The sequence below is a fragment of the Micropruina glycogenica genome, assembly GCF_900289045.1.
GTDB lineage: Bacteria > Actinomycetota > Actinomycetes > Propionibacteriales > Propionibacteriaceae > Micropruina > Micropruina glycogenica.
In genome coordinates, this window is record NZ_LT985188.1 from 1,537,539 (window position 1) to 1,558,865 (window position 21,327).

At 68.5% G+C, this 21,327-nt stretch carries 20 protein-coding genes; 8 read left to right on the plus strand and 12 right to left on the minus strand.

Annotation, left to right across the window (positions count from 1 at the left end):
• The 3 genes from acnA to MPLG2_RS07110 form a co-directional block, all read right to left on the minus strand.
• Positions 1-2,661, minus strand: a complete 2,661-nt coding sequence (gene acnA, locus MPLG2_RS07100; protein WP_105185524.1) for an aconitate hydratase AcnA — start codon at positions 2,659-2,661, stop codon at positions 1-3.
• Between the two features lie 120 nt (positions 2,662-2,781).
• Positions 2,782-4,032: a class I SAM-dependent RNA methyltransferase gene (locus MPLG2_RS07105; RefSeq protein WP_105185525.1), complete on the minus strand. Its 1,251-nt coding sequence runs from the start codon at positions 4,030-4,032 to the stop codon at positions 2,782-2,784.
• 1 nt (position 4,033) lies between these two features.
• Positions 4,034-6,064: an APC family permease gene (locus MPLG2_RS07110; protein ID WP_231935892.1), complete on the minus strand. Its 2,031-nt coding sequence runs from the start codon at positions 6,062-6,064 to the stop codon at positions 4,034-4,036.
• Positions 6,065-6,202: 138 nt separating this feature from the next.
• Between MPLG2_RS07110 and MPLG2_RS07115 the strand changes: the two genes are divergently transcribed.
• Positions 6,203-6,850: a potassium channel family protein gene (locus MPLG2_RS07115; protein ID WP_231935986.1), complete on the plus strand. Its 648-nt coding sequence runs from the start codon at positions 6,203-6,205 to the stop codon at positions 6,848-6,850.
• Positions 6,851-6,862: 12 nt separating this feature from the next.
• Positions 6,863-7,549 carry a potassium channel family protein gene (locus tag MPLG2_RS07120; RefSeq protein WP_105185528.1) on the plus strand — a complete coding sequence of 229 codons (687 nt, stop codon included), beginning with the start codon at positions 6,863-6,865 and terminating at the stop codon, positions 7,547-7,549.
• A gap of 123 nt (positions 7,550-7,672) precedes the next feature.
• Here the strand turns inward: MPLG2_RS07120 and MPLG2_RS07125 are convergent, their stop codons facing one another.
• The 4 genes from MPLG2_RS07125 to MPLG2_RS07140 are packed head-to-tail and all read right to left on the minus strand — an operon-like array spanning position 7,673 to position 9,878.
• Positions 7,673-8,047: an OB-fold nucleic acid binding domain-containing protein gene (locus tag MPLG2_RS07125; protein WP_105185529.1), complete on the minus strand. Its 375-nt coding sequence runs from the start codon at positions 8,045-8,047 to the stop codon at positions 7,673-7,675.
• 3 nt (positions 8,048-8,050) lie between these two features.
• Complete coding sequence (locus MPLG2_RS07130; protein WP_231935893.1) at positions 8,051-8,890, minus strand: DUF3710 domain-containing protein; 840 nt, start codon at positions 8,888-8,890, stop codon at positions 8,051-8,053.
• The gene (gene dut / locus MPLG2_RS07135; protein ID WP_105185530.1) at positions 8,887-9,381 is read right to left on the minus strand and encodes a dUTP diphosphatase; all 495 of its coding nucleotides are present in this window, start codon (positions 9,379-9,381) and stop codon (positions 8,887-8,889) included. The genes MPLG2_RS07130 and dut overlap by 4 nt, the downstream gene beginning before the upstream one ends.
• Complete coding sequence (locus tag MPLG2_RS07140; protein ID WP_158680943.1) at positions 9,378-9,878, minus strand: DUF3093 domain-containing protein; 501 nt, start codon at positions 9,876-9,878, stop codon at positions 9,378-9,380. Before MPLG2_RS07140 ends, dut begins: the two co-directional genes overlap by 4 nt.
• Before the next feature lie 192 nt (positions 9,879-10,070).
• Here MPLG2_RS07140 and MPLG2_RS07145 point away from each other — a divergent pair, with 192 nt between their 5' ends.
• Positions 10,071-10,364 carry a DUF4235 domain-containing protein gene (locus MPLG2_RS07145; RefSeq protein WP_105185532.1) on the plus strand — a complete coding sequence of 98 codons (294 nt, stop codon included), beginning with the start codon at positions 10,071-10,073 and terminating at the stop codon, positions 10,362-10,364.
• A gap of 306 nt (positions 10,365-10,670) precedes the next feature.
• On the opposite strand, the gene MPLG2_RS07150 is transcribed toward MPLG2_RS07145, so the two are convergent.
• Positions 10,671-10,967, minus strand: coding sequence for a DUF4193 domain-containing protein (locus tag MPLG2_RS07150; RefSeq protein WP_105185533.1), 297 nt, complete (start codon positions 10,965-10,967; stop codon positions 10,671-10,673).
• A 226-nt stretch (positions 10,968-11,193) separates the two neighbouring features.
• On the opposite strand from MPLG2_RS07150, the gene sepH reads away from it, so the two are divergent.
• Both sepH and MPLG2_RS07160 read left to right on the plus strand, forming a co-directional pair.
• Positions 11,194-12,618, plus strand: a complete 1,425-nt coding sequence (sepH, locus tag MPLG2_RS07155) for a septation protein SepH (RefSeq protein ID WP_105185534.1) — start codon at positions 11,194-11,196, stop codon at positions 12,616-12,618.
• A gap of 216 nt (positions 12,619-12,834) precedes the next feature.
• Positions 12,835-13,914, plus strand: coding sequence for a hypothetical protein (locus tag MPLG2_RS07160; RefSeq protein ID WP_158680944.1), 1,080 nt, complete (start codon positions 12,835-12,837; stop codon positions 13,912-13,914).
• 63 nt (positions 13,915-13,977) lie between these two features.
• Here MPLG2_RS07160 and MPLG2_RS07165 read toward each other — a convergent pair whose 3' ends face one another.
• From MPLG2_RS07165 to MPLG2_RS07175, 3 genes are read right to left on the minus strand one after another with little or no spacing between them, the layout of a single operon-like run.
• Positions 13,978-14,619 (minus strand): thymidine kinase, encoded by a 642-nt coding sequence (locus MPLG2_RS07165; protein WP_105185536.1) that lies wholly within the window; start codon positions 14,617-14,619, stop codon positions 13,978-13,980.
• 4 nt (positions 14,620-14,623) lie between these two features.
• Entirely contained in the window at positions 14,624-15,739 is a 1,116-nt protein-coding gene (locus tag MPLG2_RS07170) for an alkaline phosphatase family protein (RefSeq protein ID WP_231935895.1), read from the minus strand.
• Positions 15,736-16,314, minus strand: a complete 579-nt coding sequence (locus MPLG2_RS07175) for a DUF5998 family protein (protein ID WP_105185537.1) — start codon at positions 16,312-16,314, stop codon at positions 15,736-15,738. The genes MPLG2_RS07170 and MPLG2_RS07175 overlap by 4 nt, the downstream gene beginning before the upstream one ends.
• A 153-nt stretch (positions 16,315-16,467) precedes the next feature.
• Here MPLG2_RS07175 and MPLG2_RS07180 point away from each other — a divergent pair, with 153 nt between their 5' ends.
• Positions 16,468-17,499, plus strand: coding sequence for an App1 family protein (locus MPLG2_RS07180; RefSeq protein WP_105187533.1), 1,032 nt, complete (start codon positions 16,468-16,470; stop codon positions 17,497-17,499).
• A gap of 96 nt (positions 17,500-17,595) precedes the next feature.
• A complete protein-coding gene (locus MPLG2_RS07185) occupies positions 17,596-20,040 on the plus strand; it encodes a DNA gyrase/topoisomerase IV subunit A (RefSeq protein WP_231935988.1) in 2,445 nt (814 codons plus the stop codon).
• A 35-nt stretch (positions 20,041-20,075) separates the two neighbouring features.
• On the opposite strand, the gene MPLG2_RS07190 is transcribed toward MPLG2_RS07185, so the two are convergent.
• Positions 20,076-20,561, minus strand: coding sequence for a beta-class carbonic anhydrase (locus tag MPLG2_RS07190; protein WP_105185538.1), 486 nt, complete (start codon positions 20,559-20,561; stop codon positions 20,076-20,078).
• A 522-nt stretch (positions 20,562-21,083) separates the two neighbouring features.
• Here MPLG2_RS07190 and MPLG2_RS18380 point away from each other — a divergent pair.
• Positions 21,084-21,320: a hypothetical protein gene (locus MPLG2_RS18380; protein ID WP_158680945.1), complete on the plus strand. Its 237-nt coding sequence runs from the start codon at positions 21,084-21,086 to the stop codon at positions 21,318-21,320.
• Positions 21,321-21,327: the final 7 nt, after the last annotated feature.

A 21,327-nucleotide genomic window follows, 5' to 3' on the forward strand; every position in this document is an offset into this window, starting at 1 on the left:
TCAGGAGGTCAGCAGCGACCGCAGCACGTACTGCATGATGCCGCCGTTGCGGTAGTAGTCGGCCTCGCCGGGGGTGTCGATGCGCACGATGGCGTCGAACTCGATGTCGTCGGCCTTCACGTGCACCGTCTTGGGCGTGGTGCCGTCGTTGAGCTCTTCGATGCCGGTGAAGGTGAACGTCTCTTCGCCGGTCAGGCCCAGCGAGTCGGCGTTCTCGCCCTCGGGGAACTGCAGCGGCAGCACGCCCATGCCGATCAGGTTCGACCGGTGAATGCGCTCGTAGCTCTCGGCGATCACCACCTTGACGCCCAGCAGCGCGGTGCCCTTGGCCGCCCAGTCGCGCGACGACCCCGAGCCGTACTCCTTACCGGCCAGCACCACCAGCGGAGTGCCCGCGGCCGCGTAGTTCTGCGCCGCGTCGTACACGGTGGTGACCGGGCCGTCGGCGGCGGTGAAGTCCCTGGTGAAGCCGCCCTCGGTGCCGGGAGCGATCTGGTTGCGCAGCCGAATGTTGGCGAACGTGCCGCGGATCATCACCTCGTGGTTGCCGCGCCGCGAGCCGTAGCTGTTGAAGTCCTTGCGCTCCACACCGTGCTCGGTGAGGTACTTGCCGGCCGGGCTGTCGGCCTTGATCGAACCGGCCGGCGAGATGTGGTCGGTGGTCACCGAATCACCCAGCTTGAGCAGCACCCGCGCGTCGGCAACGTCGGTGACGGGGGCCGGCTGGGCCGGCATGTTATCGAAGTACGGGGGCTTGCGCACGTAGGTCGAGTCGCCGTCCCACTCGAACACCTCACCGGTGGGCGTGGGCAGCGATCGCCAGGTGTCGTCGCCGGCGAACACGTCGGCGTAGCGGCTGCTGAACATGTCCGAACTGATGGAGCTGTTCACCACCTGCTCGACCTCTTCGGTGCTCGGCCAGATGTCGCGCAGGTACACCGGCTCACCGTCCGAGCCCTCACCGAGCGGCTCGTTGAGCAGGTCGATGTCCATGCGTCCGGCCAGTGCGTAGGCCACCACCAACGGCGGGCTGGCCAGGTAGTTCATCTTCACGTCGGGGTTGATGCGGCCCTCGAAGTTGCGGTTGCCCGACAGCACCGACGTGACCGCCAGGTCGGCCGAGTTCACCGCTGCCGACACCTCGGGAATCAGCGGCCCCGAGTTGCCGATGCAGGTGGTGCAGCCGTAGCCCACCAGGTCGAAGTCGAGCTTGGCCAGGTAGGTGTCGAGCCCCGCGCGGGCGTAGTAGTCGGTGACCACCTTCGACCCGGGGGCGAGCGAGGTCTTCACCCACGGCTTGCGACTCAGGCCCTTCTCGACCGCCTTCTTGGCCAGTAGCCCGGCCCCGATCATCACGCTGGGGTTGGACGTGTTGGTGCACGAGGTGATCGCCGCGATGGTGACCGCACCCGTGGGCAGGTCGAAGTCGGCGCCGTCGGCCAGCGTGACGTGCACGGCCTTGCTGGCGTCGTCGGTGTAGCTGCCGATGGCCTGGCCGAACGCGTCGGCGGCCTCGGCCAGAATGATGCGGTCCTGCGGCCGCTTCGGGCCCGCGATGGAAGGGACGATGGTGCCCAGGTCGAGCTCCAGGTACTCCGAATAGCGCGGCTCGGCGTCGTCGTCGTGCCACAACCCCTGCGCCTTGGCGTAGGCCTCGACCAGCGCGATCTGCTGCTCGTCGCGTCCGGTGAGCCGCAGGTAGTCAGTGGTCTTGCTGTCGATCGGGAAGATCGCGATGGTCGAGCCGTATTCGGGGCTCATGTTGCCGATGGTGGCCCGGTTGGCCAGCGGCACCTGCGACACGCCGGGGCCGAAGAACTCGACGAACTTGCCCACCACCTTGTGCTCACGCAGCATCTCGGTGATGGTCAGCACCAGGTCGGTCGCGGTGGCGCCCTCGGGCAGCTTGCCCGACAGCTTGAAGCCCACCACCCGCGGAATCAGCATCGACACGGGCTGGCCCAGCATGGCCGCCTCTGCCTCGATGCCGCCGACACCCCAGCCCACGACGCCCAGGCCGTTGACCATGGTGGTGTGGCTGTCGGTGCCCACGCAGGTGTCGGGGTAGGCCTGCAACACGCCGTTCACCTCGCGGGGGAAGATCACCCGGGCCAGGTGTTCGATGTTCACCTGGTGCACGATGCCGGTGCCCGGCGGCACCACGACGAAGTCGTCGAAGGCGCCCTGGCCCCAGCGAAGGAACTGGTAGCGCTCGCGGTTGCGTTGGTACTCGAGTTCGACGTTACGCGCGAAGGCGTCGGGGGTGCCGAACAGGTCGGCCACCACCGAGTGGTCGATCACCATCTCGGCCGGCGACAGCGGGTTCACCTTCGCCGGGTCGCCGCCCAGTTCGGCGATCGCCTCACGCATGGTGGCCAGGTCGACCACGCAGGGCACGCCGGTGAAGTCCTGCATGATCACCCGGGCCGGGGTGAACTGAATCTCGCGATTCGGCTCGTCGGACGGGTCCCACGCGCCCAGCGCACGAATGTCGTCGGCGGTGATGTTGGCGCCGTCCTCGGTGCGCAGCAGGTTCTCGAGCAGCACCTTCAGGCTGAACGGCAGCGTGTCGGCCCCCTCGACCTTGTGCAGGTCGAAGATCTCGTACGTGGTTCCGGAGACCTCCAAGGTGGTTCTGGCGTCGAAGCTGTTGGTGCTCATGCGGGTCCTCCTGTGGTGCCGTCCGAAAAGTATCTCGATATCGAGATAATACCCTCCAACCGCCGAACGCGGTAACTGGCATCGTTGCGCGTTCGGCGGCTTAACTCTAGGACCTTCGCGTTACGCCTTGGTAAGCATCGCCACCGCCTCGAGGTGGTGGGTCATGCCGAACAGGTCGAAACCCCTGATCTCGGACGCTTCGTACCCCAGCCCCCGCGCGGTGCCAAGGTCGCGGGCCAGCGCCGCCGGGTCGCACGCCACGTACGCGATCGCGCGGGGTCGCAGCCGCGCCACCGCCGCCATCACGGCCTTGCCCGCGCCGGTGCGTGGCGGGTCGAGCACCACCAGGTCTGCCCGGTTCGGCAGCCTGCGCAGCGTGCGCCCGACGTCGCCGGTGAAGAAGGACGCCGGCGGCACGTTGCGCCGCGCGTGCTCGATCGCGGCCTTGTTTCCCTCCACTCCCCAGACCCGGCAGCCGGCGTCGACCAGCGCGCCCGCGAACACGCCCACCCCGCAGTACAGGTCGAACGCCCGCTCGCCCGGCTGTGGTTGCAGCCCTTGCAGCACGGCTCGGGTGAGCACCTCGGCAGCGGCGAGGTGCGACTGCCAGAAGCCGTCCGCCGAAACCTCGAAGGTGCGCTCCCCCACCCGCTGCGTCACCACGTCATGGGACGCCGCCGAGCCGGACGCCACCAGCCGTCCACCTTGGTCGCTGACCACCCCGAGTAGTTCGGCTTCCGTTGATCGACCTTGTCGTAGTTCGGCCCCCGTTGATCGAGCTTGTCGAGATCCTGCGGGAGGGGTCTCGACGAGCTCGACCGGCGAGGGTGCGGGTGCGGCCTCAACGAGTTCGACCGGCGGGGTTTCGCCCAGCTCGATCGGCATCATCGGGTGCGCGATGCGGCAGCCGTCGTCAGGCAGGGGGACGACCTCGTGCGACCGGTGCGCCCGCAACCCGAGCCGTCCGTCACCCGTGCCGACGAACCGCATGCGCGTGCGCGACCCCAGCACCGGTGGCACCTGCTCGACCTCGCCGTGCCACTCGATGCCCGCTAGCCGGTGCAGTTGTTCGGCCAGCACCCGTCGTTTCAACTCGGCCTGAAACGCCGGCTCGACGTGCTGAAAGTCGCAGCCGCCACATCGTCCTGCGACCGGACACGGCGGACTCACCCGCTGCGGCGCCGCGACCACCGCCTCGACCGCGTCGCCACGCGCGAACCGGCTGGCCACCTCGGTGATCCGCAGCACCACCTGCTCACCCGGCAGGGCGTGCCGCACGAAAACCACCCGGCCGTCGACCCGACTGACGCAGTGCCCGCCGTGGGCGATCGCACCGACCTCGACCGGGCCGATCAGGTCGCCGGGCTGCACATCACTCCGAACTCAGGTGCTGGCCCGAATGGACGGCGCCGGTGCCGGTGCTCCGCCAGGCCGCTGGATTCCGCTTGGCCCTGGCCACCGCGTACTTGGACGAGGCGAGCAGGTACGGCACCGAAGTCACCATCACGCCCTGCATGAAGTTCAGCCTGGTTTTGAGAATCAGCGAGGTCTGGTTGTGCAGCAACTGCTCCCACCAGTGCCCCACCACGTACTCGGGAATGTAGACGCACAGAACGTCACGCGGGCTGTCCGAGCGAACCCCCTTGACGAACTCCAGAATCGGCCCCACCACCTCGCGGTACGGCGAGGCGATCACCCGCAGCGGCACGCCCAGGTCTTCGACGTACCACTCGTCGAGCAGTTCCTTGGTCTCGTCGGCGTCCACCGACACCGTCACCGCCTCGACCGAACTCGGCCTGGACGCCTTGGCGAAGTTCACCGCGCGCACCGTGGGCTTGTTGATGCCCAGCACCACGATCACCGCACGCACCCGGCTGGGCAGCAGGTTGCGCTCGCCGGGCTCGACGGCGATCTCGGCGTCGACCTTCTTGTAGTGGTTGTTGATGCCGCGCATCATGACGAACAGAATCGCCATGGCCAAAATGGCGATCCACGCACCGAGCAGGAACTTCACCCACAGCACGATCACCAGCACGGTCGCGGTGCAGGTCAGCCCGATCGTGTTCACCACCCGCGAGCGCTGCATCTTGCGGCGCTCCAGCGGGTCGGTCTCGGTCTTCAGGTGTCGTGACCAGTGCCGCAGCATGCCCGCCTGGCTCACCGTGAACGACACGAAGACGCCCACCACGTACAGGTTGATCAGCGCCGTCACCGACGCGTTGAAGGCCAGCACCAGCGCCACCGCGGCGACTGCCAGCAGCAGAATGCCGTTGCTGTAGGCGAGCCGGTCACCGCGGGTGTAGAGCGCCTTGGGCAGAAAGCCGTCGCGGGCCAGAATCGAGCCGAGCACCGGAAAACCGTTGAAGGCGGTGTTCGCGGCGAGAAACAGAATGATGAACGTGACGATGATCACGAAGTAGAACCCGGGCGGGAAGTTGTCGAACACCGTCGCCGCCAACTGACCCATCGCGGTGCCGACGTCGCGTTCGACGATCTGGCCGTTCTCGAGAAAGTGGCTGTGGCCGTCGGGGTCGACGAGCTTCAGCCCGGTGAGGTTCGACAGCAGAATGATGCCGCCCAGCATCGAGATGGCAATGCTGGCCAGCAGGGTCAGCGTCATGGCGGCGTTGTGGCTCTTGGGCGGCTTGAAGGCCGGCACACCGTTGCTGATCGCCTCGATACCGGTCAACGCCGCACAGCCCGACGAGAACGCCCGGGCCAACAGCGCGACCATGGCGAAGCCGACGAACGGGTCGTACATGGCCGAGCCGACCACGTCGAGCGACTTGGTGGGGGCCTCGAGGTTGTCGCCGAAGCCGAAGATGCGAATGAGCCCCCAGCCGGTCATGCCCAGCACGGCGATCATGAAGCCGTAGGTGGGTATGGCGAACACGGTGCCCGACTCGCGAACCCCGCGCAGGTTCATGGTCATCAGCAGCAGAATCAGGGCTGCCGCCACCAGACCCTCGTGGCCCTGAATCCACGGCAGCATCGCCTCGGCGTTCTGTACGCCCGACGACGTCGACACGGCCACGGTGAGCACGTAGTCGACGAGCAGGGCGCTGGCCACCGTGAGCCCGGCGTTGGGGCCGAAGTTGACCGTGGCCACCTCGTAGTCGCCGCCGCCCGAGGGGTAGGCGTGCACGTTCTGCCGGTACGACAGCACTACGATGAACATCACGAAAGCCACGGCGACGGCGATGGGCCACGAGTACGAGAAGCCGACGATGCCGGCCATCGACAGGGTCAGCAGAATCTCATCGGGAGCGTAGGCGACTGAGCTCAGGGCGTCCGAGGCGAAGACGGGTAGGGCGATGCGCTTGGGTAGCAGGGTCTCGCCCAGCTGGGTGCTGGCCAGCTTTCGGCCGACCAGTAGGCGTTTGACCGCATCGGTGGTGCTCACGTCCCACGAGCATAAGACGACCTGAGGGCGCATGCACCCTTGGTCTGCGCCTGAAGTGCAGGCTTGGGCTCCATATACTGAGGCCGCGGCCAACACCCGGGCCGACCTGGCAGGAGGCTGTGCGTGCACATCGTGATCATGGGTTGTGGACGAGTGGGCTCGTCGCTGGCCCGCAGCCTCGAACGCCGCGGGCATTCGGTGGCCGTGATCGACTCGATTCAAGACGCGTTCCGGCGCCTGGGCCCGACCTTTCAGGGCAAGACCGTGAAGGGCGTCGGGTTCGACCGTAGCGTGCTGATCAAGGCCGGCATCGACCGGGCGGACGGGTTCGCCGCGGTTTCGAGCGGTGACAACTCCAACATTCTCGCCGCCCGGGTGGTGCGTGAGACGTTCGGGGTGCACAACGTGGTGGCCCGCATCTACGACGAGGGCCGCGCCGAGGTGTACGAGCGGCTCGGCATTCCGTCGGTCGCGACGGTGCGGTGGGCGTCCGACCAGGTGTTGCGCAGGCTGTTGCCCGAGGGCGCCGAACCGCAGTGGCGCGACCCGTCCGGCACCGTGCGGCTCTCAGAGATGCACGTCGATTCGGGCTGGGTGGGCACCACCATCGGCGACATGCAGCGCGCCTCGCACTGCCCCATTCCCTTCTTGACCCGGTTCGGCGTCGGCCAGGTGCCCAGCGAGTCGACGATCTACCAGGACGGCGACCTGCTGTACGTCGCCGTGCACAACGACCGCGAGGCCGACGTCGAGAAGCTGTTCGACGCGCCGCCGGCGAAGCACTGAAAGGTATCTCTGATGCGTGTCGTGATCGCCGGAGCCGGCAACGTCGGCCGTTCGATCGCCCGGGAACTCATCGCCAACGGCCACCAGGTGCTGCTGGTCGACAAGGCGCCCGAGGCGATCAAGACCGCCAGCGTGCCCGAGGCCGAGTGGCTGCTGGCCGACGCCTGTGAGTTGGCCTCGTTGGAAGAGGCAGAGCTCGAAACCTGTGACGTGGCGATCGCCGCCACCGGCGACGACAAGACCAACCTGGTGCACTCGCTGCTCGCCAAGACCGAGTTCGGGGTGCCGCGCACCGTGGCCCGGGTGAACCACCCCAGCAACGAGTGGATGTTCGACGACTTGTGGGGTGTCGACGTGGCAGTGTCGACGCCGCGGTTGATGTGTGCCCTGGTCGAAGAGGCGGTCACGGTGGGCGACCTGGTGCGGCTGCTCAGCTTCCGCGGTGGCCACGCCAACCTGGTCGAGATGACCCTGCCCGAGTCGAGCCCCCGCGTGGGGGTGCGGGTCGGCGACCTGACTCTGCCGGGCGACGCGGTGCTGGTGGCGATCATTCGCGACGGCACGGCCCGCGCACCCGAGCGCGACGGCGCGGTCGAGGCGTCCGATGAGTTGCTGTTCGTGGTCGACCCTGAGTTCGAGGCCGAACTCGCGTACTACCTGAGCCCGCGCGACCGGGCCGCGGTGGTCGTCGACGCCTGAACCTGAGCGTTCGGCCCGGTTGGGAGATCCCGGCGTTCGCCCAGAAGACGGGGTGGAGCGCTACGCCGACTGGCTGCAGGTCGGCAGATCCCGGCGTTCGCACGGCGGGAGGTCAGAACCCAATCAGCCGCTGACCGAGCCCAGCAGCTCGTAGAACGGGTTGTACATGCGGCGTTGGCCATCAACCCACGACACCCGGCCGGTGACCTTCAGCTCGCGCCCGGCCACCATTCCGGCGATCTCGCGCCGCCCCATCCAGATCAGCGTGATCGTGCCCGAACCGTCCGAGAACTCGGCCTCAAGCCACGGGGTGCCACTGCGAGGTCGCAGGGTGAGCACCGAAATGCGTCCACGCAGCGTGGCGCGCTGCCGATCGCGCACCTCGGCGATCGGCGTGCACCCCGACTGCGCCACCGTGCGCAGGGTCTGTTCCGAGTCGATCTCTTCAGTCGACCGGCGTAACCAGTCGACCGCGCGCCGGAACGGGTTGGACGCCACGACTCAGCCCTGCGGCACCGTCGGCATCGTCATCGCGATCACCTCGCCCGGCACCCGGGGGGCATCGCCGCGACGCACGACCACGTTACGGAAGAACTCGACGAAGGGCGCCGCCGCACCCTCGTCATCTTCGGTGAGTCCGGCCTCACCCAACAGCGTGCCGCGGAGCAGCCACCGCGGCCCCTCGGCGAACCACGTGCGGCTCACCTGAAACAGCTGCTCACCGGCCGGCCCCTCGGCCGGGAGCACCCGGCGCAGCTCGGGCCCGAAAGGCCCGTCGGCGGTGGACGAGCTGCCGCCGGCCTGTTCGGCCTCTTCGGTCAGGTCTTCACGCAGTTCATCGGCCAGGCCGCCGTTGGTCGGGGCGGCCAACAGCGCCAGTTCGAGGCCCGACTGCTCCCAGAACGCCAGCGCCGCCACCACCTGGTCGGTGCCCTCCTGCACCTGCAACTGCAGGCCCATGCCCTGCCAGGGCGTGAGGATCAACGCGCCCAGATCGAGCCTTTCCACCTCGTCGGCGGTCAGATCGACCTCGTCGTAGTCGAAGGGTCCGTCGGCACGCCATTCGACCTCCTCGACCTCTTCTTCGTCGTCGACGTCGGCTTCTTCGTCGAGTTCGTCGTCGTCCTCACCCACCTCGTCATTCGACTCGGCGTCATCGGGCTCGGAGTCATCGGCAAGCTCGTCGTCGGAGGCTTCGGCATCGGCCTCGTCGACGTCGGCCTCGACCGGAGCCTCGTCGTCGACCGCTTCGTCCGCAGCGTCGAGCTCGTCGGTCGGCTCGGTGAGCTGCTCATCGGGCTCCTCGACCGGTTCGGCCTTCCGTTTGCGTCCAAAGATCACGCCTGCTCCTTCGTAGTGTCGGTGGCTGAGCGCCACGCATCGATTCCTCCGGTCGAGCCGTGGCCGGCATCGCCGCGTTCACTCGACGGTAGCCGCTGCACCTCGACGAACCGCGCCTGGGCCACCCGCTGCACCACCAGTTGGGCGATCAGATCGCCGCGGCGCAACGCGATGGTGTGCCGCGGGTCGGTGTTCAACAGGCACACCTTGATTTCGCCCCGATACCCCGAGTCGACGGTGCCGGGGGCGTTGACGATGGTCAACCCGTGCCGCGCCGCCAGGCCCGAGCGCGGGTGCACCAGGCCCACCCAACCGGCGGGCAGTGCCAGCGCGACTCCGGTGCCCACGAGCACCCGCTCGCCGGGCGCGATCTCGACGTTCTCGGTGGTGGCCAGGTCGGCTCCGGCGTCACCGTCACGCGCGTACTGCGGTGCCGGCACACCCGGGTCGAGCCGCAGCAACGCCACGTCGACGATCTCGGAGCCGCTCACGCGCCGGAGTCTAGTGCCGACTGCGCGGCCGTCTCGGCGCCGTTCGCAGGCCGGTTGCGCTCGATCGCGTCCACCAGTTCGTCGGGGTGCCGACTCGACACCATCCAGCACAGGTGGGGGTCGGCACGGTCGCTCACGCCGACCACGACGACACCGGTGATGTAGGGCCGCAGGGCCAGAAAGACGTCGTCACGCGCGAGCACCCGGCGCCGCTGCTCGACGTCCACCGCGGTCGCCCGGCCGACGTAGGGCCAGTCCAGCCGACTACGGCCGACCTGCACCCCCGAGCCGTCCACGGTGATGGTCTGCGCTCCCCAACCGATCAACGTCCAGGCGATCAGCGCGGTGGCGGTCAGGGTGCTCGCGATCAGCACGGCATCGCCGAGCATGAAGGTCACGGCGGTCACGAAGGTCAACCCGAAGAACAGTGCGATCGCCCAGTACGAGAACGGCACCCGCACGCGTTCGGTGTAGTAGACCGGCTCGCTCCTGCTCACCTCTTGACCATAGTGTGCGCGACTCGCCCATCGTGACCGGTTCACGAACGAGCCTCACCCGCTGCCATCGGGTGCGGCACGAGCTGCGCCGCCCGACCGATCGAGGACCTGCTTCATGCCAGGGGGTGGACCACGGCCAGTCTGCGCTGACTAGACTCGACGCGTCCGCAGGTTCGAACCCAGGAGTCGTCGATGAACGTGTCGCAGAAGCTGCTCTGGAACATCTACGCCGGCGCGGTCGGTGCGCTGTCAGCCGTGGTCGCCCAGAAGGCCGTGCGAGGCGCCTGGAAGGTCGCCACGGGTGACGAGCCGCCCGACCCCAACGATCCGGCCACCCCGCTCAGCGAGGCCCTGATCTGGGCCCTGGCCGGTGGCATCGGCATCGGCATCGCCCAACTGCTGACGAACCGCTTCGCCGCCCAGAGGTGGGAGAAGGCGATGGGCACGCCGGCGCCCAGCCGGTCGTCGATCAGCTTCCGCTTCTGAGGACGCGCTGATTTTTCGCTGGTCGAGCTTGTCGAGACCGGCTGCGGCCAGGGTTTTCGACCAGCTCAACCAACGACCCGCGTTGATCAGCGGTTCCCTGGGCGACCAAGACTCGTCCAAGAATCTTGTTCGGCGAGCCCTGGGGCGACTTGTCGCACCCATGACCAGGCAGAGTCTGCGTGCGCCCGACCAGCGATAGCGGCTGACCCGTGGGTCACAAACCCTGTGTGCCCCACCAAGCAGGCACGCCGGGCGTGCGGCTTTGCAGCAGGGATCGAAGAGTCGCGTGGGTGCGCGGCCTCGAAATCAGTCGGCGCAGTCGACGCAGTACGAGTGGCCGTTGCGGGTGACGGCGATCTGGCTGCGGTGCTTGACGAGAAAGCATGAGTAGCAGGTGAACTCGTCGGCTTGGCGCGGCAGCACCCGCACCGTCAATTCCTCGTGCGACAGGTCCGCGCCGGGCAGCTCGAAGGACTCGGCAGCCTCGACCTCGTCCTCGTCGACCTTGCCGCTGTTCTTGTCGTTGCGGCGGGTCTTGAGTTCTTCGATGCTGTCTTCGCTCTCTTCGTCGGTCTTCCGCGGAGCGTCGTAGTCGGTTGCCATCTTTTCGTAAACTCCATCCTCAGCGCCGCCCGGCTGGGCTCGAACGCTCAGTTTTACCGTGGTGATCTCAAAGCGTCGGACGCATACATATCACACGAGCCCAAAACGAACGCCGCTGGCGGCGGGTATCTCAACCACAGGACGCCCCGGCGGTATTCCCTGGCGGGCCGTGAGGCGTTCGACCCGGTAGGTTACGCCATAACGAACACAGGAGAGCGATCGAGCGATGCGCACCGCCCGGCCCCTGGGGCTCAGCCCCGACGGCAGGAGCCTGATCGTCGTCGTTGACGGCGAGCAACTGGCGATTCCGGCCGACGACAGGCTGCGGGCGGCACTGCGCAACGACCGAGCGCGCATGGGACAACTGGAGATCGAGATGGAAAGTGCACTGCGGCCGCGCGACATCCAGGCCCGAATCAGGGCCGGGGAGTCGCTGGAAGCGGTGGCGCAGGCGGCCGGGGTTCCCATGGCGCAGATCGAGCCGTTCGCGGCGCCGGTGATCGCCGAGCGGGAGCACATCGCCGGGCTCGCCCAGAGCAATCCGGTGCGCCGGGCCGGTGACGCCGTGGCGCACCGCAGCCTGCGCGCGGTGGTGAGCGATCGGCTGCTGTCGCGCGGCATCGACGCCGACTCGGTCGATTGGGACGCCTGGCGCAGCGGCGAGCGGCGCTGGACCGTCCGATTGTCGTACAAGTCGGGCTCGGCACACCGGCAGGCCGACTTCACCTACGACCAGACCGGACGGTTCTCGGTGGCGGCCAACGAAGACGCCCGCTGGCTGACCGGCGAGCATTCCAGTTCGCACGGCCCGCAGCCGGGCCGCAAGCGTCACACCGACGAGGCGAGCGACGAGCGCAGCCACGACGACAACGACGAACTGGCCATCGTGCGCGCCATTCAGCCGCAGTTCGAAGTGACCCCCGACATCGACGATGACGATGACCTGCTCACCGACAGCCCCGACAACGAAGACGCCTTCGCCGAGGGTGACCTGGCCGAGGTCGACGGCGTCTACGACATCATTCCCGGCGACCGTTCGAACATGGACGTGCTCTACGACATGCTGTCGACCTTCGACGAGGACTCGGTGCAGATCTACGCCGGGCTGGTGCGTCCGGCGCCTGACCAGGACGCGGCACCCGTGGTCGACCCCGGCGTCGAAACCGTGGTGGTCGTCGAGAGCGTCGAGGTGATCGAGCTCGAGCTCGACGACGATGCCCAGCCCGCCGTCGGCGAGGCCGGGGCGACCGATGTGCCCACCGAGCGGCTGCCGTCCGGCGACGATGAGGCGAGTGCGTCCGAGGACGGTGAAGAAGCGATCTTCGCGGAGGTGCCCATCGTGCACTCCCCCCTGGCCGACGAGCCGCCCCACGAAGACTTCGAGGCGGAGCAAACCGAGCCCGAGCCCGAGGTCAGCGTCGTCGCAGACGAGCCTGAGGCGGTCGAAGAACCCGAACCCGCGCCCAAGCCGTCCCGGCCGACCGGACGCAAGCGCACGCCGGCCGCCGCGCCGATCACCGAGCCCGAGCAGCCCAGCCTGGTCGACGAGGCCGCCAACGAGCCGTCGCGGCCGATCAAGCGCAAGCGCGCCTCGGTGCCGAGCTGGGACGAGATCATGTTCGGCTCCCCCGCTCCCAAACCCAAGGACTGACCCCGGTCAAAGCCGTCGGTGGTCGAGTTTGTCGAGACCCGACACCCACTGGTCGAGCCTGTCCATGGTCGTGTTGTCGAGACCCACACCCGCTGGTCGAGCCTGTCGAGACCGCAGCCGCAAGGGGTTTCGACGACCTCAACGGCCGGCACGGCGATCGACGAGCCTGTCGTCGACCCGCCTAGACTTGCGGCCCGACCGACGAAGAGGAAGCGCATGCGCACCCCCTGCTCTGCTCTCGTGCTTGCACTGGTGCTGCTGGCCGGCTGCTCGCCCAGCGCCCCGCCGAGCCCGTCGCCAAGGCCCACGACCGCGATCACGGCCCAGGTGCTGGGCCAGATTCTCGACGAGCACGCACCCGGCGCCTTCGCGATCGCAGGGGGTGACGGAGTGCTCAGCGCCAATCAGCCGACGGAGTTCGTGCGGGGCATCGAGGCCACCGCCTATCACCGCGCCACGCCCGGGCACCCGGCCCAGACGCTCACCGTTCGCTACTCGCCCACACCCTTCAACGACACCGTTCTTTGCCCGGCGAAGAGCTGCACCGAACGCGACGGCGTGCTGGTACGGCTTCGCGACCAGCGGCCCGTCGATGTGATCGCGCAGCGCGCGGAAGGCCTCGTGCAGGTCACCGGGTCGGTGGGCTGGTTCACCACCGATCGGCTGCCCACGGCGATCGCGCTGGCCAAGGACGCCCGCATCGGACCCAGCGTCGATGCGTCCCTGGCCACCGAGGCGGCCGCGAACCCGCGCTGGCGCACTGCCGACCAGTTGACCTGCGGGTCGGCGGCCACGCAGCCGCCCATCGCCCTGCCCGGTGCCGCCGGCGCCGTCGAGCAGGTCACGCCGCAAGCGCTGGCGGCCGTGCTGGCCAGTCACGTGCCCGCCGCCTGCGCGGGCGACGACAGCGTGCAGGATCGCATCGGGGGCACCGTCTACCTGGGCTCGGATGCCGAACGCGTCAGTCTGGCCGTTACCGACGTGCCGTTCGACTGCAAGGGCTACGACCGCTGCCGCACCACCGACGGCCTGCGCGTCGCCGAGCAATCCGACGTGCCCGACGACTCGTACCCCTACCATCTGGTGGTGGCCCGGCAGTTGAGCGACGGCGAGCACTGGGTGGTCGTCGACGAGGCGAGCGTCGTGGCGCACAAGGGCGACTTCCCCGTGGCGCTGGACGTGCTGAAGCAGATCGCCATCGACCCTCGGGTCGGCGCCAGCGTCGATGCGGCGCTCAACCAGGCGGGCAATGACCTGCCGCTGCGCTGGCGGGTGGCAGCCCGCACCGCCGAGTGACCGATTTGCCGGTCGGGCTCGTCGAGATCCGATGCCTGGTCGGTCGAGAACGACCGACCGCACTCACTCGAACGGCAGCGGCTCGGGGTTGAGCGTGACGCGGCCCACGGCTGCGGTCATCCGACGCCGGTGGTGCCGACGGCACAGCACCTCGTACGCCACGTCACCCTGCTCACCCACCACGTCGCCGACCACCACCTGGCTGCCTTCGGTGACCATCCGGCCGTCCACCGTGCGGGCGTTGTGCGTGGCCGGCTCGCCGCACCAGCAGCGCGGACGCACCTGCAGCAGCTCCATTCGGTCGCACAGTTCGACCAGCCGCCTCGTGGCCGGGAACAGTTCGGTGCGAAAGTCGGTGAGAATGCCGAAGCAGTACACGTCGAGTTGCAACTCGTCGACCACGCGCGCCAGCTGGTCGATGTGGGCCGCGGTGTAGAACTGGGCCTCGTCGCAGATCAGGTAGTCGACCCGAGAACCGTGGGTGAGTTCGTGTATCACGAACGCCCAGAAGTCGAACCCGTCGTTCACCTCGATGGCGTGCTGGTCGAGCCCGATGCGCGACGAGATCACTGCCGCGCCGGCCCGGTCGTCGCGGCTGAACAGGCGACCCGAGCGGCCGGCCTGGGTTTCGGTGAAGTCGGTCTGCAGCGCCAGCGTCGACTTGCCGCAGTTCATCGGCCCGGTGAAGAAGATCAGTTGCGCCACGAGCTCACCCGACCAGCAGGGGGACGTTCAGCTCGGCGGGGGTGAGCGAGCCGTGCATGCCGACGAGCCCGAACTCGTTGGGTTGTGTCGTGGTCATCAGCGCGCCGTCGTCGGCCATCGCCACCAGCACGTCGCCGAACCGGTCGGCCAGCCGCGGCTGCACCGCACCGAACCAACCCGCATCGACGGCCTCGGCCCGGGACAGCACCCACGCCCGCTCGCCCAGCCGGTCGCGGTACCGGCGCGCGACCGCCTCGGGTTCGGTGGTGTACAACTGACGAAACCTGCCCTCGCCGCCCACCAACCGAACCCCGGCGGCGAGATCGGCTTCGTGCTCGATGGTCAACCGAGCGTCGCCCGGCACGTCGACCATGCCGTGATCGCCGGTCACCAGCAGCCGGACGTCGCGGGGCAACGCCGCACGCAGTTGTGCGGCCAAATCGTCGACCCGGTTCAACTGCGCCAGCCACTGGTTGGACGCCACGCCGAACTTGTGCCCCGCATGATCGAGGTCGCGTTCGTAGACGTAGACGAGGCTGCGCTCGGCGGCCGCCGACGCCCGTGCGGCGTACTCGACCCGCCACGCCGTCGGTGAGTCGTCCGCGAAACCGAAGAAGTTCGCCCCGCGCAGCGCACAGGTGGTCAGGCCGCTGCCGCGAAACCGCGAGGGAGTCACTGTGGCGCAGTACACCCCGGCCTTGCTCAGCCGTTCGAACATGGTGAGTTGAGGTTGGACGTCCAGCCCGTGCAGCCGCGGCGACCAGACCAGGGCATTGAGCAGCTCGCGCGCGTAGCGAAAGGTGTAGCCGGCCACGCCGTGTTGGCCGGGGGTGAGCCCCGTGCCCAGCGAGGTGATGGACGTTGCAGTGGTGCTGGGCGCGCCGACGGTGATCGCACGCGATCCGTCGCGGGTCAGCAGACCGTTCAGCACCGGCGCGGCGGGTGCGTGCCGGCGCAGCAGGTCGTGGCCGAGGCCGTCCACCAGCAGCACCACATAGCGGTGGGCTGATGGAAGGTCGATCACGTTGTCGAAACCCGGCACGCCCATCGCACTGGCCACGCTCGGCAGCAGGTCGGCCAGACTGGCGCTGCCGTAGGCCGGAAGGAGCGGCTGGATCACCGACCGCCGCCGCCGGCCAGTTGCAGAGCGGTGGCGAACGTCACCAGCCGGGCCACGTTGTCGGCGCCGTCGGCGGCCACGCTCATGCGCACGGTCAGGTCGTCGGCGGCGAACGTGCCCGAGTAGCCGTGGTCGGCGTCACACTCGGGGTCGCCGCAGTGGGCGGGCTCGAGCTCGACCCTGGTGGCGGTGCCCCAGCCCACGCTGAGCCAGGTTTCGGTGTCGGTCGAGCGCCCCCTGCCGTGCCGCTCCGGGTGCGCCACCACCCGGGTCAGCGCCACCGAGCTGATGCGGTGCAGGCCGACCGACTCGGTGGTCGACATGGCCTGCCCGGCCTCACCCGGGGCGTCCGACTCGTCGGTGTGCCCGACGATCAGCCGGGTGGGCGTGAGCACCAGCACCGACAGGTGCCGCTGAATCTCGTCACGCGCGAAGGTGGCTTCGTGATGGACGACGTGGTGCAGCACCGGCTCGCCGGCGGTGGCGAGCGCGATCGTTTCGGCGATCAGATCGGGAAAGTAGCCGCACGCGTCGATGTCGCGGCGCAGGTCGGCCGGCAGAGCGAGCGAGGTCACCGGTTCATCTTGTCACGCACCCAACGGCCTCCCAAGTCGGCCGTCGTGACCCTGTGGACGACGCCGACGGGCGCCGTCCGGCTGTGGACGACGCGACCGGCCCGCCCGTCCCGCGAGCGCGACGCAAGGGTGCCTACCGCTACGGTGTTGCTGGTGAGCACAAAGCCGTTCATCGCCGCCCGCGTCGAGGAGTTTCTCGACCGGCGGTTCGAAGCGCTCTTCCGGGCGCTCGGCTGGCGTGAGCATGTGGTCGCCTACACCGGATACGGGTCGAACGAGTTCGTGCGGGTGATGGCGCGGGTGGTGCTGGCGCCGCAGTGGTCGCGCAGCCAACTCGGCCGGGCCACCAAAGAGTTCGTCAAGCGGCGCGGCTGGCGCAGCTTCATCACCGCACCCTGCGTGCGGGTGCCGGTCACCCTCACCCTGGGCGACCGGGCGGTCACCGTGCGCACCGATCGCGGCGGCTACCTCGACCACCGCGTCACCCGGCACGACTTCCCGGCGGGCTGGCACACGGTGACCGCCCAAACCCAACAGTCGCGACCTGCTGACTGCCCCGTGCTGATCGTGGCCCCCGACGCCGAGTTCGGGCTGGTCAGCGACATCGACGACACGATTCTCACCACCTGGCTGCCCCGGCCCATGGTGGCGGCCTGGAACAGCTTCGTGCGCGACGAGTCGAACCGGCAGTCGATACCGGGCATGGCCCGCTTCTACCACCGCTTTCTCGCAACCCACCCGGGCGCACCCCTGGTGTACCTGTCGACGGGGGCCTGGAACACCTACGACTTTCTCAACCGCTTCATCGAACAGCATCGCTACCCCAAGGGCCCCCTGCTGCTCACCGACTGGGGGCCCACCAACATCGGCTGGTTCCGCTCGGGTATGGAGCACAAGCGCACCAACCTGCTGCGGCTGGCGGCCGACTTTCCCGGCGTGCGCTGGCTGCTGGTGGGTGACGACGGCCAGCACGACCCCGAGATCTACGCCGAGTTCGCCCACGGTCATCCCGACCACGTGGCCGCGGTGGCGATCAGGCAGCTCTCCCCCACCGAGCAGGTGCTCGCCCACGGCACCGACAAGCCGCTGGACGACCGTGAGCCCGCCGAGGCCGACGACACCTGGGTCGAGGCGCCCGACGGACGAGGGCTGGCCGCCCAGCTCACGCCCCTGCTCGACGGCTAATCGCCGCCGCATGGGCAGCGTGTCAGGCCGGCCGCGGCGGTTCGCCGCGGCAGAATCGGCCTGTAGCAGTAGCGAACGAAGGAGTGGCAACCGGTGGTGGCTCGTCCCCCGTCCGACGATGACCTGATCGAACGCATCGTCGACGTCGACATCTCTGACGAGATGGAGACCAGCTTCCTCGAATACGCCTACTCGGTGATCTACAGCCGGGCCCTGCCCGACGCCCGCGACGGCCTCAAGCCGGTGCAGCGGCGCATTCTCTACACGATGGACGACATGGGCATTCGCCCCGACCGTCCGCACGTGAAGTCGGCCCGGGTGGTCGGCCAGGTGATGGGCCTGCTGCACCCGCACGGCGACTCGGCCATCTACGACGCCCTCGTCCGGCTGGCGCAGCCGTGGGCGCAGCGGCTGCCGCTGGTCGACGGGCACGGCAACTTCGGCTCGCTCGACGCCGGCCCCGCGGCCATGCGCTACACAGAGTGCCGCATGGCGCCCGCCGCGTCGGCGATGACCGCTGGCCTGGGTGAAGACACCGTCGACTTCCGGCCCAACTACGACGGCAAAGAGACCGAGCCGGTGGTGCTGCCGGCGGCCTTTCCCAACCTGCTGGTCAACGGGTCCACCGGCATCGCGGTGGGCATGGCCACCAACATTCCGCCGCACAACCTGATCGAGTGCGTGCAGGCGTTGAAGCACCTGATCGCGCACCCCGACGCTGATGCCGAGGAGCTGATGCGGTTCGTCCCCGGCCCCGACCTGCCCACCGGCGGCAAGATCGTCGGCCTGGACGGCATTCGCGACGCCTACCTGACCGGCCGCGGCACCTTTCGCATCAGGGCTACCGCGCGCATCGAACAGGTGCACCCGCGGCGCAAGGGCATCGTGGTCACCGAACTGCCCTACATGGTGGGCCCCGAGCGCGTCATCGAACAGATCAAGACCCTGGTGCAGGCCAAGAAGCTCACCGGCATCGCCGACATCAAAGACCTCACCGACCTGGCCAACGGCACCCGGCTGGTGATCGAGATCAAGAACGGCTTCAACCCTGACGCTCTGCTCGAACAGCTCTACAAGCAGACCAAGCTCGAGGATTCGTTCGGCATCAACGCGGTCGCCCTGGTCGACGGGCAGCCCCGCACGCTGAACCTGCGCGACATGCTGACCGTCTACCTCGACCACAAGCTCGAAGTGACGCTGCGCCGCACCAGGTTCCGGCTGGGCAAGGCGCAGGATCGGCTGCATCTGGTCGAGGGTCTGCTGCTGGCCATCGTCGACATCGACGACGTGATCGCCATCATTCGTGGCAGCGACGACGCCGCCACCGCCCGCACCAGGCTGATCGAGGTGTTCGACCTCACCGAGATTCAGGCCAACTACATTCTCGACATGCAGCTTCGCCGGCTCACCAGGTTCAGCCGTCTCGAACTTGAGAAAGAACGTGACGAGTTGCAGGTCACCATCGGCGACCTGCAGGCGATCATCGATGATCCGGCACGGTTGCGGTCGGTGGTGTCGTCGGAGTTGGACGAGGTGGCCCGCACCCACGGCACCCCACGCCGCACGGTGCTGCTCGCCTCGGGCGGCGGTGCGGTGGCGGCAGCGAAGGCGTCCAGCACCCCCTTGGAGATCGCGGACGACCCGTGCTGGGTGCTGCTGAGCTCGGCGGGGCTGCTGGCCCGCACCGACCACGACGACCCGCTGCCCAGCGGCGGCGGGCGAGCCGCGCACGACGTGATCGTCTCGACCTGCCGCTCGACCGCCCGCGGCGAGTTCGGGTTGCTGACCAGCTCGGGCCGGGTGGTGCGCGGCCAGACCATCGACCTGCCGTCGGTACCCGCCACGGCGCAGGCACCCAACCTGCAGGGTGGGTCGCCCTCGGGTGAGTTGTTCGCCCTCGAACCGGGCGAGCGGGTGCTGGCCGTCACCAGCCTCGGCGAGAGCACGTTCGGCTGGGTGATCGGCACCGAACGTGGCGTGGTCAAGCGGGTCAACCCCGACATCATCGGCAAGGACGCGTTCGAGATCGTCCGGCTCGACGACGGTGATCGAGTGGTCGGCGCGGCCGAGTTGACCCATGATCTCGACGAACTGGTGTTCGTCACCTCCGACGCGCAGTTGCTGCACTTTCCGGCCGCCTCGGTGCGGCCGCAAGGGCGCTCCGGCGGCGGCATGGCCGGCATCAAGCTCGCCCCCAAGGCATCCGTGGTGTTCTTCGGGGTCAGCCGGCTGGCCGACTCGGTGGTGGTGTCGGTGGCGGGGTCGTCGTCCGCACTGCCCGGCACCGACGCCGGCAGCGTGAAGGTGACGCCGTTCGACGAGTACCCGGGCAAGGGCCGCGGCACCGGCGGCGTGCGCTGCCAACGCTTTCTCAAGGGCGAGGACGTGCTGCAACTCGCCTGGGTGGGCGCCACCCCGGCGGTGGCTGCGGCGGCATCGGGGTCGCCGATCGAGCTACCCGCGATCGACGCGCGCCGCGACGCGTCCGGAACGTCGGTCGGCCAGCCGATCGCAGCGGTCTCGACCCGCTACCACGCCTGATTGCCACCGTCATCCCGGCGCCTGCCGGGATCTCGTCAGCAGACCTGCGTGAGCAACCCGCTGTCGACGTCGTAGACGAAACCGCCCACCTCGGCTCGTCCGGCGATCAGGGGGTGTTCGCTCAGCAACGCCACGTCGGCCCGCAACTGACCCACTTGATCGGGGTTGGCACCCACACTCAGCTCTCCGGCGTCGAGGCCGCTGGCGTCTGCCACGCGCTGCCTGATCTCGTCGTCGTTGCCGGACGCCATGGCGCAGCGGGTGTGCTCGATCACCATGATGCGGTTCACCCGCAGCAGATTGACTCCCAGAACGCAGCCGTTCAGCGCGTCCGCGGTGACGTGACCGCCAGGAGTGCGCAGAATCTTGGCCTCACCCAGCATCAGGCCGATCATCTCCAGCGGCTGTAGCCGCGAGTCCATGCAGGTCACGACAGCCACCCCGGCGTGGGCATAACCGTCGAAGTTGCGGGGGGCCGAGGTTGCGTAGCGCCGGTTGGCGTCGAGCAGGTCGTCAAACATGGCTACACCCTATTGAGCGCCACCGCCGCGCACGAGTGCGACCACCCCTCGGCGCGATGGCTTCGAGTGGCTCGGCAGCCGTCATTTCGGCGAACGCCCAGATCGCTGCACAACTGATGAACAATCGACACGGGGTTGTATTTTTTCGCCGCACCCCCTATCTTCTTACATGGCAATCGCCGCGACCACAGAAAGGGGGCCGGAGCATTGATGACAGAAAAGATCTCGTTGATCGGCGGCAGGGTTACGCCGCAGCACGGCCTCGGGGCCGTCACCGGCGCAGCCTGATCAACGCCCACGCGACGGTGGCTCTCACCGCGCACCAGTAGGCGTTCGACCTGCACATGCCGCTCTGACCAGCACTTTCAACGCTCGACTCCAGCTTCACCGGGGTCGTGATCACGTCGGCTGCGCGGTCTTGACAATCAATTGCCTACAGCGTCACTGCTGTTTTGCGCACGAACGCACCCGCGTTTCTGCGCTATTCAATTCTGCCCACATGAAGAAATTCCGGACACGACCATGAATACCGTAACCCACACCAGAACGGAACAAACTCGCCACAACGACCTGCCCGCGCAGAGTGTGCTCGACCGCGTCGCCCTGTACGGCGGCCTGGCCCTGATTCGCTGGGCGAACCGGGCCGAGACCAACCCGGCCAGCAAGCCCAGGCGCCATCAGGCCCGGCACGCGCTGCATGCGGTGGCCGAGCGCCGCAGGCAGGTCGAGGCGAGCTATCGAATCGAGCGCGTCGTGTGACCACGAC